General features: G+C 55.7%; 13 protein-coding genes and 1 tRNA gene. All 14 read left to right on the forward strand.

Annotated elements, in window-relative coordinates; translation table 11 throughout:
* On the forward strand, positions 1-352 hold a 352-nt coding region (locus HF921_RS01395; RefSeq protein WP_455692634.1), incomplete at its 5' end, for an EF-Tu C-terminal domain-related protein.
* Between the two features lie 53 nt (positions 353-405).
* Positions 406-481 (forward strand) — tRNA-Trp (locus HF921_RS01400).
* Between the two features lie 22 nt (positions 482-503).
* A complete protein-coding gene (gene secE, locus HF921_RS01405; protein WP_215893166.1) occupies positions 504-854 on the forward strand; it encodes a preprotein translocase subunit SecE in 351 nt (116 codons plus the stop codon).
* Positions 855-1,388: a transcription termination/antitermination protein NusG gene (gene nusG / locus HF921_RS01410; RefSeq protein WP_014030043.1), complete on the forward strand. Its 534-nt coding sequence runs from the start codon at positions 855-857 to the stop codon at positions 1,386-1,388.
* 54 nt (positions 1,389-1,442) lie between these two features.
* Complete coding sequence (rplK, locus tag HF921_RS01415; protein WP_014030042.1) at positions 1,443-1,871, forward strand: 50S ribosomal protein L11; 429 nt, start codon at positions 1,443-1,445, stop codon at positions 1,869-1,871.
* Between the two features lie 3 nt (positions 1,872-1,874).
* Positions 1,875-2,567: a 50S ribosomal protein L1 gene (rplA, locus tag HF921_RS01420; protein WP_215892624.1), complete on the forward strand. Its 693-nt coding sequence runs from the start codon at positions 1,875-1,877 to the stop codon at positions 2,565-2,567.
* A gap of 144 nt (positions 2,568-2,711) precedes the next feature.
* Entirely contained in the window at positions 2,712-3,233 is a 522-nt protein-coding gene (gene rplJ, locus HF921_RS01425; protein ID WP_064220031.1) for a 50S ribosomal protein L10, read from the forward strand.
* 29 nt (positions 3,234-3,262) lie between these two features.
* Positions 3,263-3,649, forward strand: coding sequence for a 50S ribosomal protein L7/L12 (rplL, locus tag HF921_RS01430; protein ID WP_215861659.1), 387 nt, complete (start codon positions 3,263-3,265; stop codon positions 3,647-3,649).
* 122 nt (positions 3,650-3,771) lie between these two features.
* Entirely contained in the window at positions 3,772-7,860 is a 4,089-nt protein-coding gene (rpoB, locus tag HF921_RS01435; protein WP_215893167.1) for a DNA-directed RNA polymerase subunit beta, read from the forward strand.
* A gap of 32 nt (positions 7,861-7,892) precedes the next feature.
* Positions 7,893-12,047 carry a DNA-directed RNA polymerase subunit beta' gene (rpoC, locus tag HF921_RS01440; RefSeq protein WP_215893168.1) on the forward strand — a complete coding sequence of 1,385 codons (4,155 nt, stop codon included), beginning with the start codon at positions 7,893-7,895 and terminating at the stop codon, positions 12,045-12,047.
* Positions 12,048-12,154: 107 nt separating this feature from the next.
* On the forward strand, positions 12,155-12,526 hold the full coding sequence (gene rpsL, locus HF921_RS01445; protein WP_010641426.1) for a 30S ribosomal protein S12: 372 nt from the start codon (positions 12,155-12,157) through the stop codon (positions 12,524-12,526).
* Positions 12,527-12,553: 27 nt separating this feature from the next.
* Entirely contained in the window at positions 12,554-13,024 is a 471-nt protein-coding gene (gene rpsG / locus HF921_RS01450; protein ID WP_064220035.1) for a 30S ribosomal protein S7, read from the forward strand.
* Between the two features lie 31 nt (positions 13,025-13,055).
* Entirely contained in the window at positions 13,056-15,155 is a 2,100-nt protein-coding gene (gene fusA / locus HF921_RS01455; protein WP_215893169.1) for an elongation factor G, read from the forward strand.
* A 20-nt stretch (positions 15,156-15,175) separates the two neighbouring features.
* The coding region (locus tag HF921_RS01460) for a GTP-binding protein (RefSeq protein WP_264318179.1) at positions 15,176-15,388 on the forward strand (213 nt) is incomplete at its 3' end.

The following is a 15,388-nucleotide window of genomic DNA, read 5'->3' on the forward strand; positions in this document are numbered from 1 at the left end:
GTTGCGCGGCACGAAGAAAGATGACGTAGAGCGTGGGCAGGTGTTGGCGAAGCCCGGTAGTATCAAGCCGCACACGCGTTTTGAAGCCGAAGTGTATGTATTGTCCAAGGAAGAGGGTGGTCGTCACACGCCGTTTTTCAATGGTTATCGTCCGCAGTTTTACTTCCGTACCACGGACGTGACGGGTGCGGTGGAATTGCCGGAAGGTGTGGAGATGGTGATGCCTGGGGACAACATTTTGTTCAAGGTAGCGCTGATTGCACCGATTGCGATGGAAGAAGGTTTGCGTTTTGCGGTGCGCGAAGGTGGACGTACCGTTGGCGCCGGCGTGGTCTCAAAGGTGGTCGAGTAAGGTTTCAAGTTGTTAGTGTTGAACGGCGGCATTGTCCGCCGTTTGCCGTCTGCAGGGCAGTAGCTCAATTGGTAGAGCAGCGGTCTCCAAAACCGCAGGTTGGGGGTTCGAGCCCCTCCTGCCCTGCCATTATTAAAAAGGTGTGGTGTTCATGTCGGAAAAAGTGAAGCTCTATTTTGCGGCAGGATTGGCTGCCCTCGGGGTGTTCGCCTATTTCCTCATTCCCATCCACCTCGGTACGTATTACCCTGGTGCTGCGCTCATTCTGGCTTTGTTGGTTGCCGCAGGCTTTTTCGCTTCCAGTAACTACGGCAAAACACTTCTGACTTTTTTTCGGGAGGCTTATGTCGAATTGCTGAAGGTGGTTTGGCCGACGCGTCCCGAGGTCTTACGTAGTACAGCCATCATCATTGGTTTGATCGCTGTAATCGCGATCTTCCTGTGGCTGGTGGATTTGGCACTCCTTGGGGTGGTGCGGCTGCTACTCGGAGGAGTCGCGTAAATGTCTATGCGTTGGTATGTAGTTCATGCGTTCTCGGGCTTCGAGAGAAAAGTGCAGGCAGAGATCCGCGAGCGTGCCAATCGGGAAGGGCTTGCCGATAAATTTGGCGAGATCCTCGTTCCTATTGAGGAAGTGGTGGAAATGCGAAATGGCCAAAAGACCAACTCGCAACGGATGTTCTACCCTGGCTATGTCCTGGTACAGATGGAAATGGACGATGTCAGTTGGCACCTTGTCAAAAGTACGCCGCGGGTCACCGGGTTTGTCGGTGGCTCTGTGGGCCGTCCACATCCGCTGAGCGACGCGGAGACCGACGCCATCATGGACCGTATCAAGGAAGGCGTTGAGAAGCCGCGTCCGAAGTTCAGCTTTGATGCCGGTGAGCAGGTGCGCGTTGTAGATGGCCCGTTCAAGGATTTTAACGGTGTCGTCGAAGAAGTGAACTTCGAAAAAAGCAAGCTGCGGGTTTCGGTGACCATTTTTGGCCGCTCTACGCCGGTGGAATTGGATTTTGGTCAGGTTGAAAAGGCCTGATTGTTTTCAACAGAGGGAGCCTGACGGCGTTTGCACCTCGCAGGAGTTAAGTAAATGGCAAAGAAAATAACCGGATATATTAAGCTGCAGGTGAAGGCCACGCAAGCTAATCCGAGCCCGCCTATTGGCCCGGCCTTGGGGCAGCGCGGATTAAACATCATGGAATTCTGTAAAGCGTTCAATGCCCAGACACAGGGTATTGAACCGGGTTTGCCATTGCCGGTGGTTATCACCGTTTTCGCGGACAAAAGTTTCACTTTTGAAGTGAAGACGCCACCGGCAGCCGTATTGTTGATGAAGGCGGCCGGGCTGAAGAAGGGCAGTGGTCGCCCCAATACGGTAAAAGTAGGTCATGTGACCGAAGCGCAGGTCGAAGAAATCGCCAAAACAAAAATGCCTGATCTCAACACGCAGGATATTGAATCAGCAAAGCGCAGCGTGCGTGGTACCGCCCGTAGTATGGGCCTGACGGTGGAGGGCTGAAACATGGCGACGAAATCTAAGCGTACACTTGCTATCAAGGCGATGGTGGATCGGAACAACCGTTACGCGATTGAGGAAGCCCTCGAACTTGCTAAGAAAATGGCCACGGCAAAATTCGATGAGTCGGTAGATGTGGCCGTGGGTCTGGGTATTGATCCGCGCAAATCGGATCAGGTGGTACGTGGCGCGGTAGTGCTTCCCAATGGTACCGGAAAGCACATGCGGGTGGCCGTCTTCGCGACAGGCGATAAAGCGACCGAAGCGCGCGAAGCCGGTGCCGACATCGTCGGCATGGAAGATCTCGCGGAGCAGGTGAAGGCCGGACATATGGACTTTGATGTGGTGATTGCTACACCCGATGCCATGCGTGTGGTGGGCACACTGGGCCCAGTGCTGGGTCCCCGTGGTTTGATGCCGAACCCTAAAGTGGGGACGGTGACTACAGATATACGTACGGCCGTAATCAATGCCAAGGGTGGGCAGGTGCGTTATCGTGCCGACAAGGGTGGTATTGTGCATAGCACGATCGGCAAGTCTTCCTTCGAGGTGAAGGCATTGCATGAAAATCTGTTGGCGCTGATCGACAGTCTGCGTAAAGCCAAGCCGACCACCAGTAAAGGTATATATATCCGTAAAGTGAGTATCTCCCCGACCATGGGTCCTGGTGTCGCCGTGGATCTCGGCGGCCTCGGTTAAAGATTTCCGTCTCTGGGCGGGAAGGTCGGCGTAAGCCGGCGTACGAAGACCGCAGGGGGCGTAAGCCTTAATGATTTTCCCTGCGTAGGCGACGGCGTGCCAAACCTTTTGGCCGCCTCGGTTTAGATAGGAGGTGACATTCACGTGAGTCTTAAACTCGCAGAAAAGGAACAAGTCGTCACCGCTTTGCAAGCCAAACTCATTGGGGCGCAAGCCGCAGTGGTGGCGGAATATCGCGGTTTGACGGTGGCACAAATGACGGTTTTCCGGGCAGAAGCACAAAAGCAGTCGGTGCATGTGCAGGTTGTGAAAAACACGCTGTTGAAGCGTGCCCTCGCGGGAACATCCTTCACGGTGATGGACCCCTTGTTAAAGGGTCCTTTGGTGTTTGCGGCGGCGGAGGACCCTGTTGCCCTTGCCAAGCTCTTCACCGACCATGCAAAGCGTTTCGACAAGCTGGTTATTACCGGTGGCGTGCTTAGTGGCAAGCAAATCGATGCGGCGGCAATAACGCAGTTGAGCAAAATGCCTTCGCGTGAGGAGTTGCTGGCCAGATTGCTCGGCACCATGCTGGCACCGGTTTCCGGCCTTGTCCGCACCCTTAACGAGGTCCCGAGCCGTTTTGTTCGGACCTTGGCGGCAGTCCGCGATCAACGCGCTGCCTAATTCACTATTGAACTGAAGGAGTTGGTAAAATGGCATTGTCCAAAGTAGAAATTTTAGACGCTATTGCTGGTATGACCGTACTGGAGCTGTCTGAGCTTATCAAAGAAATGGAAGAGAAGTTTGGCGTGTCTGCGGCGGCTGTCGCGGTTGCGGCACCCGCTGGTGGCGCGGCGGGTGGCGAGGGTGCGGCGGCTGTAGAAGAGCAGACCGAATTTGACGTTATCCTGACCGCTGCCGGTGCCAACAAGGTCAACACCATCAAGGTGGTGCGGGCCATTACTGGTCTTGGCCTGAAGGAAGCGAAGGACCTGGTCGACGGTGCGCCGAAGCCAGTGAAGGAAGGCGTAGCTAAGGCTGAAGCCGAAAGCGTCAAAGCGCAGCTCGTCGAGGCCGGTGCCGAGGCGGAGATCAAATAATCTGTAGTAAATAGGGTAAACTTATCGGCTGGCGGCGTAAAGCGCTGCCAGCCCCCCATTGTTTGCGGAAAGCAGCTTTAACCGCTTGCCCCTGAACCATGCAGTCGTCGCGCGGAGCATCCATGGCCTACTCTTTTACTGAAAAGAAACGGATTCGTAAAGACTTTGGCAAAAGCCAGAGCATTCTTGCTGTGCCATATCTGCTGGCTACGCAGATGGATTCCTACCGGGAGTTTCTCCAGGAGTCTGTGTCCCCGGCAGCGCGAAAAGCAACGGGTTTGGAAGCTGTTTTCCGCTCGATTTTTCCGATGGAGAGCTATTCTGGCAATGCCACGCTGGATTATGTTTCATACCGTCTCGAAAAACCGGTGTTCGATGTGGTTGAGTGCCGTCAGCGTGGACTGACGTATTGTGCCGGATTGCGTGTGCGTCTGCGCTTGGCGGTGATGGAAAAAGACGACGCCACGGGGGCCAAGCGCGTTAAGGACGTGAAGGAGCAAGACGTCTACATGGGCGAACTGCCGCTGATGACTGAGCACGGTTCTTTCGTGATCAACGGCACCGAGCGTATTATCGTTTCGCAGTTGCATCGTTCGCCGGGCGTTTTCTTCGATCATGATCGCGGTAAGACCCATTCTTCGGGAAAGCTTCTTTTTAACGCGCGCATCATCCCTTACCGGGGCTCGTGGTTAGACTTCGAATTTGATCCCAAGGATCACGTCTATGCGCGTATCGATCGCCGTCGCAAATTGCCGGCAACGACCCTTCTGCGCGCGTTAAACTACAGCACTCAAGACATTCTTGAGATGTTTTTTGATACAGAGACTTTCCGTATCATTGACGGTGATCTGCGATATGTCTTAATCCCCCAGCGGTTGCAGGGTGAAATGGCGACTTTTGATATCGCCAATCCGCAGACCGGTGAAGTATTGGTGCAGACGGGCAAACGAATTACTGCACGTCAAACGAAAGCGCTCGCCGAGGTTCCAGGCATGCACGAGATCCCCGTGCCGGATGCCTTCCTTCTGGGTAAGGTTGCCGCCAGGGATGTCGTGCACCCAGAAACCGGCGAAGTGCTTGTGCAGGCTAATGAGCCAATAAGTGGTGAGGTCCTGGATCTTCTGCGTCAAGGGCCATCGCTTACGCTACACACCTTATATATCAATGAACTGGATCGTGGGCCTTACATTTCTGAAACGTTGCGCGTCGATACGTCGCGTGATGCCCACGAGGCGCAGATGGAAATCTATCGCCTGATGCGTCCGGGTGAACCACCGACGAAGGACGCGGCCCAGAACCTCTTCCAGGGACTTTTCTTCAGCCCGGATCGCTATGATCTGTCTGCTGTAGGCCGCATGAAGTTCAATCGCAGGGTGAATCGCGACGAGATTACTGGTCCTGGCGTACTCAATAACGAGGATATTGTCGCGGTGCTCAAGGTGCTGATTGCCCTGCGTAACGGTGTCGGCGAGATTGATGACATCGACCATCTTGGTAACCGGCGAGTGCGCTCAGTCGGCGAATTGATGGAGAACCAGTTCCGCCTCGGTCTGGTACGCGTCGAGAGAGCCGTGAAGGATCGTCTCGCGCTAGCCGAGAGCGAGGGCCTCACCCCCCAGGATCTCATTAACGCCAAGCCCATTGCGGCGGTGGTCAATGAGTTCTTCGGCTCCAGCCAGCTTTCCCAGTTTATGGATCAGACCAATCCACTTTCGGAGGTCACCCATAAACGTCGGGTTTCCGCACTGGGGCCGGGTGGCTTGACCCGTGAGCGGGCGGGTTTCGAGGTGCGTGACGTACATCCGACACATTACGGACGTATCTGTCCGATTGAAACGCCAGAAGGTCCGAATATTGGTTTGATCAATAGCTTATCCTGCTATGCACGCACTAATTCCTATGGTTTTCTTGAAACGCCTTATCGACGCGTTGTCGATTGCCGTGCGACCGATGAGATCGAATACCTGTCGGCTATTGAAGAGGGTAATTATATGATTGCCCAGGCGAACTCCGCGGTGGACGAAAATGGTGTGCTGACCGACGAACTCGTCTCTTGCCGACACAAGAATGAATTCACCCTGGCGAATCCCGACCAAGTTCAGTTCATGGATGTTTCGCCGCGACAAATCGTCTCGGTGGCGGCCAGTATGATCCCCTTCCTGGAGCATGATGACGCCAACCGCGCCTTGATGGGTTCTAATATGCAACGCCAGGCGGTGCCGACGGTGCGCTCTGACGCGCCGATGGTGGGCACGGGCATGGAGCGGGTGGTCGCCATCGATTCTGGTGCGGCGGTTGTCGCGCGGCGTGGCGGTGTGGTGGATATCGTCGATGGTGCCCGTATCGTCATTCGCGTCAATGATGAGGAAACCTTGCCGGAAGAGCCCGGTGTGGACATTTACAACCTCGTGAAGTACGCACGTTCGAACCAAAACACGACACTGAATCAGCGCCCCGTGGTCAAGGTGGGTGATTTGGTCAGTTGCGGCGATGTGCTAGCCGATGGGCCGAGTACGGAGATGGGTGAACTGGCTCTTGGTCAAAATATTCTAGTGGCCTTTATGCCCTGGAACGGCTACAACTTTGAGGACTCGATCTTGATCTCGGAGCGGGTGGTGGCTGAAGACCGCTATACCACCATTCATATCGAGGAGTTCTCGGTCTTCGCGCGTGACACCAAACTGGGACCGGAGGATATTACCCGGGATATTCCCAACGTCGCGGAGGGCGCCTTGCGCCACCTCGATGAGTCCGGCATCGTGATTATCGGTGCGGAATTGGCGCCGGGTGACATTCTCGTCGGCAAGGTCACGCCCAAGGGGGAGACCCAGTTGACGCCGGAAGAGAAACTCCTGCGAGCGATCTTCGGTGAAAAGGCCTCCGACGTGAAAGATAACTCCATGCGGATGCCGGCCGGTATGTATGGCACGGTGATCGACGTGCAGGTCTTTACCCGCGACGGTATCGAGAAGGATAGCCGCGCCAAGTCCATTGAGGAGCACGAGCTCGCACGGATTCGTAAGGATCTGAACGATCAGTATCGTATCGTTGAGGAAGACAGTTATCAGCGTATCGAGCGTCAGCTTATTGGTAAGGTTGCTGAGGGTGGCCCCAACGGCCTTGTGGCCGGAAACAAAGTGACAAAGGCCTATCTGAAGGATTTGCCGCGCAGCAAGTGGTTTGAGATCCGTTTGCGCACGGAAGAAAGCAACGAGTCCCTGGAGCAGATCCGTGCCCAGCTCGAAGACCAGCGCCAACGTCTCGACGCGGTACTCGAAGAAAAGCGGCGCAAGCTGACGCAAGGGGATGATCTGAGTCCAGGTGTTCTGAAGATGGTTAAAGTGCATGTGGCCATCAAAAGACACTTGCAGCCCGGCGATAAGATGGCCGGACGCCACGGCAACAAAGGTGTGGTATCGAAGATCGTTCCCGTAGAAGATATGCCTTATCTTGCCGACGGTACGCCGGTAGATATTGTGCTCAATCCGCTGGGCGTGCCGTCACGAATGAACGTGGGACAGATTCTCGAAACCCACTTGGGGTGGGCGGCTAAGGGTCTGGGTAAGAAAATCGGCGGGATGCTGGATAGTGAGGTCGCCATGTCAGAAATGCGCGCCTTTCTCGCGGAGATCTATAATCGTTCTGGTAAAAAAGAGGATCTCGACAGTCTGACTGATCAGGAAATACGCGAGCTCGCCATGAATCTTCGCGGTGGTGTGCCCATGGCGACCCCGGTCTTTGATGGCGCTTCTGAAGAAGAGATCCGCGATATGCTGGAGTTGGCGGATTTGCCGCGCAGCGGTCAGGTCACGCTGTATGATGGGCGGACCGGTGATGCCTTTGACCGCCCGGTAACGGTGGGCTATCTCTACATGCTCAAGCTCCATCACCTGGTGGATGACAAGATGCATGCCCGTTCCACCGGACCTTACAGTCTGGTCACCCAGCAACCCTTAGGCGGCAAGGCCCAGTTTGGTGGCCAGCGCTTCGGTGAAATGGAGGTGTGGGCGTTGGAGGCCTATGGTGCGGCTTACACCCTGCAGGAAATGCTCACCGTGAAGTCGGACGACGTAAGCGGGCGCAGCAAAATGTATGAATCCATCGTCAAGGGTGATTTCCGCATGGATGCCGGAATGCCGGAGTCTTTCAATGTGCTGTTGAAAGAACTGCGTTCTTTGGGTATCGATATTGAATTGGAACAATCCAAATAAATTTCCGCCCGCGGCGGGCAAGGGTGAATGCCTTGAAAGACTTATTAAAGCTCTTCAAACAAAACGATCAGCAAGAAGAATTCGATGCGATTCGAATCGGTATCGCGTCCCCTGACAAGGTGCGGTCATGGTCTTTTGGCGAAGTAAAAAAGCCGGAAACGATCAATTACCGGACCTTCAAGCCGGAGCGCGAGGGGCTGTTCTGTGCCAAAATTTTTGGGCCGATCAAAGACTACGAGTGCCTCTGTGGTAAGTACAAGCGTCTTAAGCACCGCGGCGTAGTCTGTGAAAAGTGTGGCGTTGAGGTGACTCAGGCGCGAGTCCGGCGTGAGCGGATGGGACATATTGAACTTGCCAGCCCCGTCGCGCATATCTGGTTTCTCAAGTCTCTGCCGAGCCGCATGGGCATGATTCTCGATATGCCCCTGCGCGATATCGAACGGGTCCTTTATTTTGAGGCGTATGTGGTGGTTGATCCGGGTGTGACTGCCCTTGAGCGCGGAAACATCCTCACCGAAGACCAGTATTTGGACGCTTTAGAAGAACACGGTGACGAATTTACGGCCAAAATGGGTGCCGAAGGTATCCGCGACTTGCTGCGCGGTATTCCGCTGACTCAAGAAATTGAACGGATCCGCAATGAGCTGCGGGAGAGCAATTCCGATACAAAAACCAAGAAGTTTAGCAAGCGCCTCAAGATTCTGGAAGGCTTTGAGCAGTCCGGCAATCGTCCCGAGTGGATGATCTTGGAAGTGCTCCCTGTTCTGCCACCGGATCTGCGCCCGCTGGTACCGCTGGATGGCGGGCGCTTCGCGACCTCCGATCTCAATGATCTCTATCGGCGCGTCATTAACCGCAACAACCGATTGAAGCGCCTGCTAGAGCTGAAGGCACCGGACATCATTGTCCGTAACGAAAAGCGTATGTTGCAGGAAGCGGTGGATGCGCTTCTGGATAACGGGCGTCGCGGGCGCGCCATTTCCGGCCCCAACAAGCGTCCGCTCAAGTCGCTGGCGGACATGATCAAAGGTAAGCAGGGTCGTTTTCGCCAGAATCTGCTCGGCAAGCGGGTGGATTATTCCGGCCGGTCCGTTATCGTCGTCGGACCCGAGCTGCGTTTGCATCAGTGCGGATTGCCGAAGAAAATGGCCCTGGAGCTGTTCAAGCCCTTCATCTTTAACAAGTTGGAGGAACGTGGCCTGGCGACCACAATCAAGGCCGCCAAGCGCCTGGTTGAGCAGGAAAAGCCGGAGGTCTGGGACATCCTTGAAGAGGTGATCCGCGAACATCCGGTGATGCTCAACCGCGCACCCACCTTGCACCGTCTTGGTATACAGGCTTTTGAGCCGATACTGATCGAAGGTAAGGCTATTCAGTTGCATCCGCTGGTGTGCGCCGCGTATAACGCCGATTTCGATGGCGATCAGATGGCAGTGCATGTCCCGCTTTCGCTGGAGGCACAACTGGAAGCGCGGACATTGATGATGTCCACCAACAATATTCTGAGCCCGGCCAACGGGGAACCGGTAATTGTGCCGTCTCAGGACATTGTACTCGGACTTTACTACGTCAGTCAGGAGCGTGCGGACGCGAAGGGTGCTGGTGGTGTTTTCGCGGATACGGCGGAAGTGCGGCGTGCTTACGAGACCGGCAACCTGGGGCTGCACGCTCGAATCACCGTCCGCTTTCGCGGGGAGCGTATGGACACCACGGCAGGACGCGCCCTGCTTGGAGATATTCTTCCCGAAGGCCTCCCCTTTAGTGTGATCAACCGGGTGCTGAAGAAAAAGGTGATCGGTGAACTGATCAATATCTGTTACCGCCGCCTGGGTGTTAAAGACACCGTTATTTTTGCCGACCAGTTGATGTATACAGGCTTTCGCATGGCCACGCGTGCGGGCATTTCCTTCGGTGCGGGAGACATGGTGACCCCCCCGGAAAAGGAAGGCATCCTGGCGCGCTCCGAGGATGAGGTTAAAGCCATTCAGGATCAATATACCTCGGGTCTGGTGACCGAGGGCGAACGCTATAACAAGGTCGTCGATATCTGGTCGCGCGCTACGGATGAAGTCGCCAAGGCCATGATGGACCGGGTCAGCAAAGATACGGTGTCCTTGCCCGATGGCGGATCGGTCCAGCAGGATTCGTTCAACTCTATATTTATGATGGCCGATTCCGGGGCGCGTGGTTCTGCGGCACAGATCCGTCAGCTCGCCGGTATGCGCGGCCTGATGGCAAAGCCTGACGGCTCAATTATTGAAACCCCCATTACCGCGAATTTCCGTGAAGGTCTCAACGTTCTGCAGTACTTCATCTCCACCCACGGTGCCCGTAAGGGTCTTGCCGACACTGCGCTAAAAACGGCGAACTCCGGATATTTAACGCGGCGTCTGGTGGATGTGACCCAGGATCTGGTCGTGGTTGAGACCGATTGTGGTTCGGAGGAAGGTCTGCCCATGACCTCTCTCGTGGAGGGCGGTGAGGTCATCGAACCACTGCGCGACCGCGTACTGGGTCGCGTAGTGGCGGAAGACGTGGTTCACCCCAACACCGGTGAGGTCGTCATTGCCCGCAATACCCTGCTCATGGAGCAGCACTTGGGTCAATTGGACGAGTTGGGTGTAGATGCCCTGAAGGTGCGTTCGCCGCTGACCTGTCGTTCACGGCATGGTGTCTGTGCGCTGTGTTACGGACGTGATCTGGCGCGCGGCCATCTGGTCAATGCGGGCGAAGCGGTCGGCGTTATTGCTGCCCAGTCCATTGGCGAACCAGGTACCCAGTTGACTATGCGCACCTTTCACATTGGTGGTGCGGCCAGTCGGTCTGCGGCGCAGAGCAGCATCGATATCAAGCAGGGCGGGGTGTTCCGTTACCAGCCCAACCTTCGGCTGGTCACCCACTCCAGTGGGCGGCATGTGGTCGTCGGACGGAATGGTGAGGTGACGGTCACCGATGAACAGGGGCGTGAAAAGGAGCGTTACAAAGTACCTTACGGCGCGACCATTCTGGTGGATGACAATGCACCGGTTACGGCAGGTCGGCGGGTGGCGGAGTGGGATCCGCATACGCGGCCTATTGTCAGCGAAGTCGGTGGTCGAATTTCTTTGAAGGATGCGGTGGAGGGCACGAGCGTGGCCATTCAAACCGACGAAATCACGGGACTGTCGACGCTTGTCGTCATCGATGCTAAACAACGCCCATTGCAGGGCCGCGATTTGCGACCGGTAATCAGTTTGCTGGATGAGGATGGCCAGGATCTGAAATTGCCGGGCACTGATTTGCCTGCACGTTATTTCCTGCCGGCAAAGGCGATTATCGCGGTGCATGAGGGTATGGAAATTCATCCTGGTGACATTCTGGCACGTCTGCCGGTGGGTACCACCAAGACGCGCGACATTACCGGCGGTCTGCCCCGTGTGGCTGAACTCTTTGAGGCACGACGTCCCAAGGACTTCGCTGTCATCGCGGAGCACGAGGGCATCATTGGCTTCGGCAAAGACACCAAAGGTAAGCAGCGACTGATCATCACCGACGAGAATGGGGACCAGCACGAGTATCTTATTCCTAAAGGTCGCCACGTGACGGTCTACGAAGGCGAGCGGGTTAGTCCCGGTGAGCAGCTTGTAGAGGGGCAGCCGGTTCCGCATGATATTTTGCGCGTATTGGGTGTGCAGGCTTTGGCCAATTACATCGTCGATGAAGTGCAGGATGTATACCGTCTGCAGGGCGTGCGTATCAATGATAAGCATATCGAGGTGATCCTGCGCCAAATGCTTCGCAGGGTCGAGGTGACATTTAGTGGGGATAGCTCCCTTATTCCCGGCGACCAGGTGGACCGGGCGCGGGTTGAAGATGAAAATATCAAGCTTGAAGCCCTTGGCAAAGAACTGGCGCGCTTCACCCCGATGCTGTTGGGTATCACCAAGGCAAGTCTGTCCACGGAATCCTTCATCTCGGCGGCGAGTTTCCAGGAAACCACTCGCGTACTCACCGAGGCTGCCGTATCAGGCAAGGTGGATGACTTGCGAGGTCTAAAGGAAAACGTCATTGTTGGACGACTGATCCCCGCAGGGACGGGTCTCGCTTATCATGAGCATCGTCGGCGACTGAATCGCGGGGAGCCTGTCCATTCCGTGGAGAAGGCGGTGCGGAGTGATCTCTCCGTATCGGTAACCGAAACTCAGTAATTGGTTATGTGACTAAGACTTGCCTTGACAGTCAAGACAAGTCTAACTAGAATGCGCCCTCTCATCGATGAGGGCGGGCTGCCATCATCGTACTCTGGAGATTGTAAATGCCCACATTAAATCAGCTCGTGCGTAAGCCACGTAAGCGGCCTGTCGCCAAAAGCAAGGTTCCTGCCTTGGACGCTAACCCGCAGAAGCGAGGGGTGTGTACCCGTGTCTACACGACAACCCCTAAAAAGCCCAACTCAGCGTTGCGTAAGGTCGCCCGTGTGCGTCTCACGAATGGTTTTGAGGTCAGTAGTTATATTCCGGGTGAGGGTCACAACCTGCAAGAGCACTCGGTGGTGCTGATTCGCGGTGGTCGCGTAAAGGATCTTCCCGGTGTGCGCTATCACATCGTGCGTGGCACCCTGGATACGGCTGGCGTTAAAAACCGTAAGCAGTCGCGTTCCAAGTATGGCGCCAAGCGTCCCAAGTAAGCATTAATTGTAAGGAGTTGTTGCGCCATGCCAAGACGTCGTGAAGTACCCAAGCGGATTGTCCTGCCGGATCCCAAATACAAAGAAGAAGTGATTGCCAAGTTCGCTAACGTAATGATGCGCGATGGCAAAAAGAGCACCGCTGAAAAAATCGTTTACGGCGCCCTGGAAATGGTGGCGGAGCGCAGCAAAAGCGACGCCCTCGAAATTTTTCGTAAGGCGATTGATAACGTGCGGCCCGTGGTGGAAGTGAAAAGCCGCCGCGTCGGTGGCGCCACCTATCAGGTGCCCGTGGAAATCCGTTCGGATCGACGGATGGCGCTGGCCATGCGCTGGCTGCGCGACTCGGCGCGTAAGCGTAACGAAAAGTCCATGGGCAATCGCCTCGCGGCGGAAATTCTCGAAGCGGCCGAAAATCGCGGTAATGCGGTTCGCAAGCGCGAGGAGACCCACCGTATGGCTGAAGCCAATAAGGCCTTTGCACATTTCCGCTGGTAACTGGTTGCACCTTACGCACAAGGACTGAAACGTGGCTCGCACAACCCCCATCGAACGTTATCGCAATATCGGTATCATGGCGCACATTGATGCCGGCAAAACGACAACCACTGAACGCATTTTATTCTACACCGGCGTCTCTCATAAGATTGGCGAAGTGCATGAAGGTACTGCGGTCATGGACTGGATGGCCCAGGAGCAGGAGCGCGGTATCACCATTACCTCCGCGGCGACCACCTGCTTCTGGAAGGGTATGGATGGGCAGCGCGCCGAGCACCGGATCAATATTATTGATACGCCAGGCCACGTCGATTTCACCATTGAAGTGGAGCGGTCACTGCGTGTGCTGGACGGCGCCATGGCCGTGTTTTGCGCGGTAGGTGGTGTGCAGCCCCAGTCTGAAACGGTATGGCGACAGGCCAACAAATATGGCGTCCCCCGTATTGCCTTCGTGAACAAGATGGATCGCCAGGGCGCGAACTTCAAGCGGGTTGTTGAGCAGGTCGCGACCAAGTTGCGGGGTAATCCGATTCCGATTCAACTACCCATTGGCGAAGAGGATCGCTTCAGCGGCGTCATCGATCTGATGAAGATGAAGTCCATCAACTGGGATGACGCGTTGCAGGGCACCCGGTTTACGGAAGAAGAGATTCCCGCCGCTTTGCAAGCGGATGCCGAGACCGCGCGTCACTTCATGGTAGAGGCCATCGCGGACGCCGATGAAGACGTGATGATGAAATACCTCGAAGGTGAGGAAATCAGTATTGCGGAATTGAAGGCGGCCTTGCGCAGGGCGACGATTGCCGGTGCCGTGGTGCCTGTGTTGTGTGGAAGCGCCTTTAAGAACAAAGGGGTGCAGGCAGCGTTGGATGCCGTGCTGGACTACCTGCCGTCGCCAGTCGATATCAAGCCGGTGGAAGGCACGCATCCTGATAGCGGGGTGGAAATCGTCCGCGCTGCAGATGATAGCGAGCCTTTCTCGGCCTTGGCGTTCAAAATCGCGACGGATCCCTTTGTCGGGCAGCTCACTTTCTTCCGGGTTTATTCGGGGGTGCTCACTGCGGGTTCCACGGTGCTCAATCCAGGCCGCGATCAGAAAGAACGTATTGGCCGCGTGCTACAGATGCATGCCAACGAGCGCCATGAAATCAAGGAAGTGTTCGCGGGAGATATTGCCGCCGCCGTCGGGCTGAAAACCGCCTACACCGGAGATACACTCTGTGACTTAAGTAAGCCGATTGCCTTGGAGCAGATGGAATTCCCCGAACCGGTGATTCATGTTGCGGTCGAGCCAAAAACCAAGGCAGATCAAGAAAAGATGGGCGTCGCCCTGGGCAAGCTTGCTCAGGAAGACCCGTCGTTTCGGGTGCGTACCGATCAAGAGTCCGGGCAGACCATCATTTCCGGTATGGGAGAATTGCACCTGGAGATCATTGTCGACCGCATGAAGCGCGAATTCGGCGTTGAGGCGACCGTCGGTGCTCCGCAGGTGGCGTACCGCGAGACGATTCGCAAAATGGTTGAGTCAGAAGGCAAGTTTGTCCGTCAGTCAGGTGGACGCGGTCAATACGGACACGTATGGTTGCGTCTTGAGCCCCTTGAGCCAGGAAGCGGTTTTGTCTTTGAGAACGGGGTGGTCGGCGGTACCGTACCCAAAGAGTTCATCAACCCAACCGAAAAGGGTATTGAAGAAGCGCTGGAAAATGGTATCATCGCTGGCTTCCCTGTGGTGGACGTTAAAGTCACCCTTTTTGACGGTTCTTACCATGATGTCGACTCTTCCGAGGCGGCATTCAAAATCGCAGGGTCGATGGGTTTCAAAGCGGGCGCGGCGAAGGCCAACCCGGTATTGCTGGAACCCATTTTTGCCGTAGAGGTGGTAACTCCGGAAGAATACATGGGTGACATCATCGGTGACATCAATAGCCGCCGCGGTATGATGCAAGGTATGGAAGACGAGGCGGGTGCAAAGATGATCCGCTGCGAAGTGCCTCTGGCGGAAATGTTCGGGTATGCGACGACCGTGCGTTCACTTTCCCAGGGCCGGGCTACCTATACCATGCAGTTTGAGAAGTACATGGAAGTCCCCGGTCATGTGGCCGAGGCCATTGTCAAGAAAAGTCAGCGCTAGTCGTAACGGGAGAGTTCAAGATGTCCAAAGGGAAGTTTGAGCGGACGAAGCCGCATGTGAACGTGGGAACGATTGGTCACGTGGACCATGGCAAGACCACATTGACGGCGGCGCTGACGAAGGTGTTGTCGGCGAAGTTTGGTGGTGAGGTTCGCGCTTATGATCAGATTGACAATGCGCCGGAAGAGCGGGCACGAGGGATCACGATTGCGACCTCGCACGTGGAGTACGAG

This window comes from Acidithiobacillus ferriphilus, from assembly GCF_018854775.1.
GTDB classification, from domain to species: Bacteria; Pseudomonadota; Gammaproteobacteria; order Acidithiobacillales; family Acidithiobacillaceae; genus Acidithiobacillus; species Acidithiobacillus ferriphilus.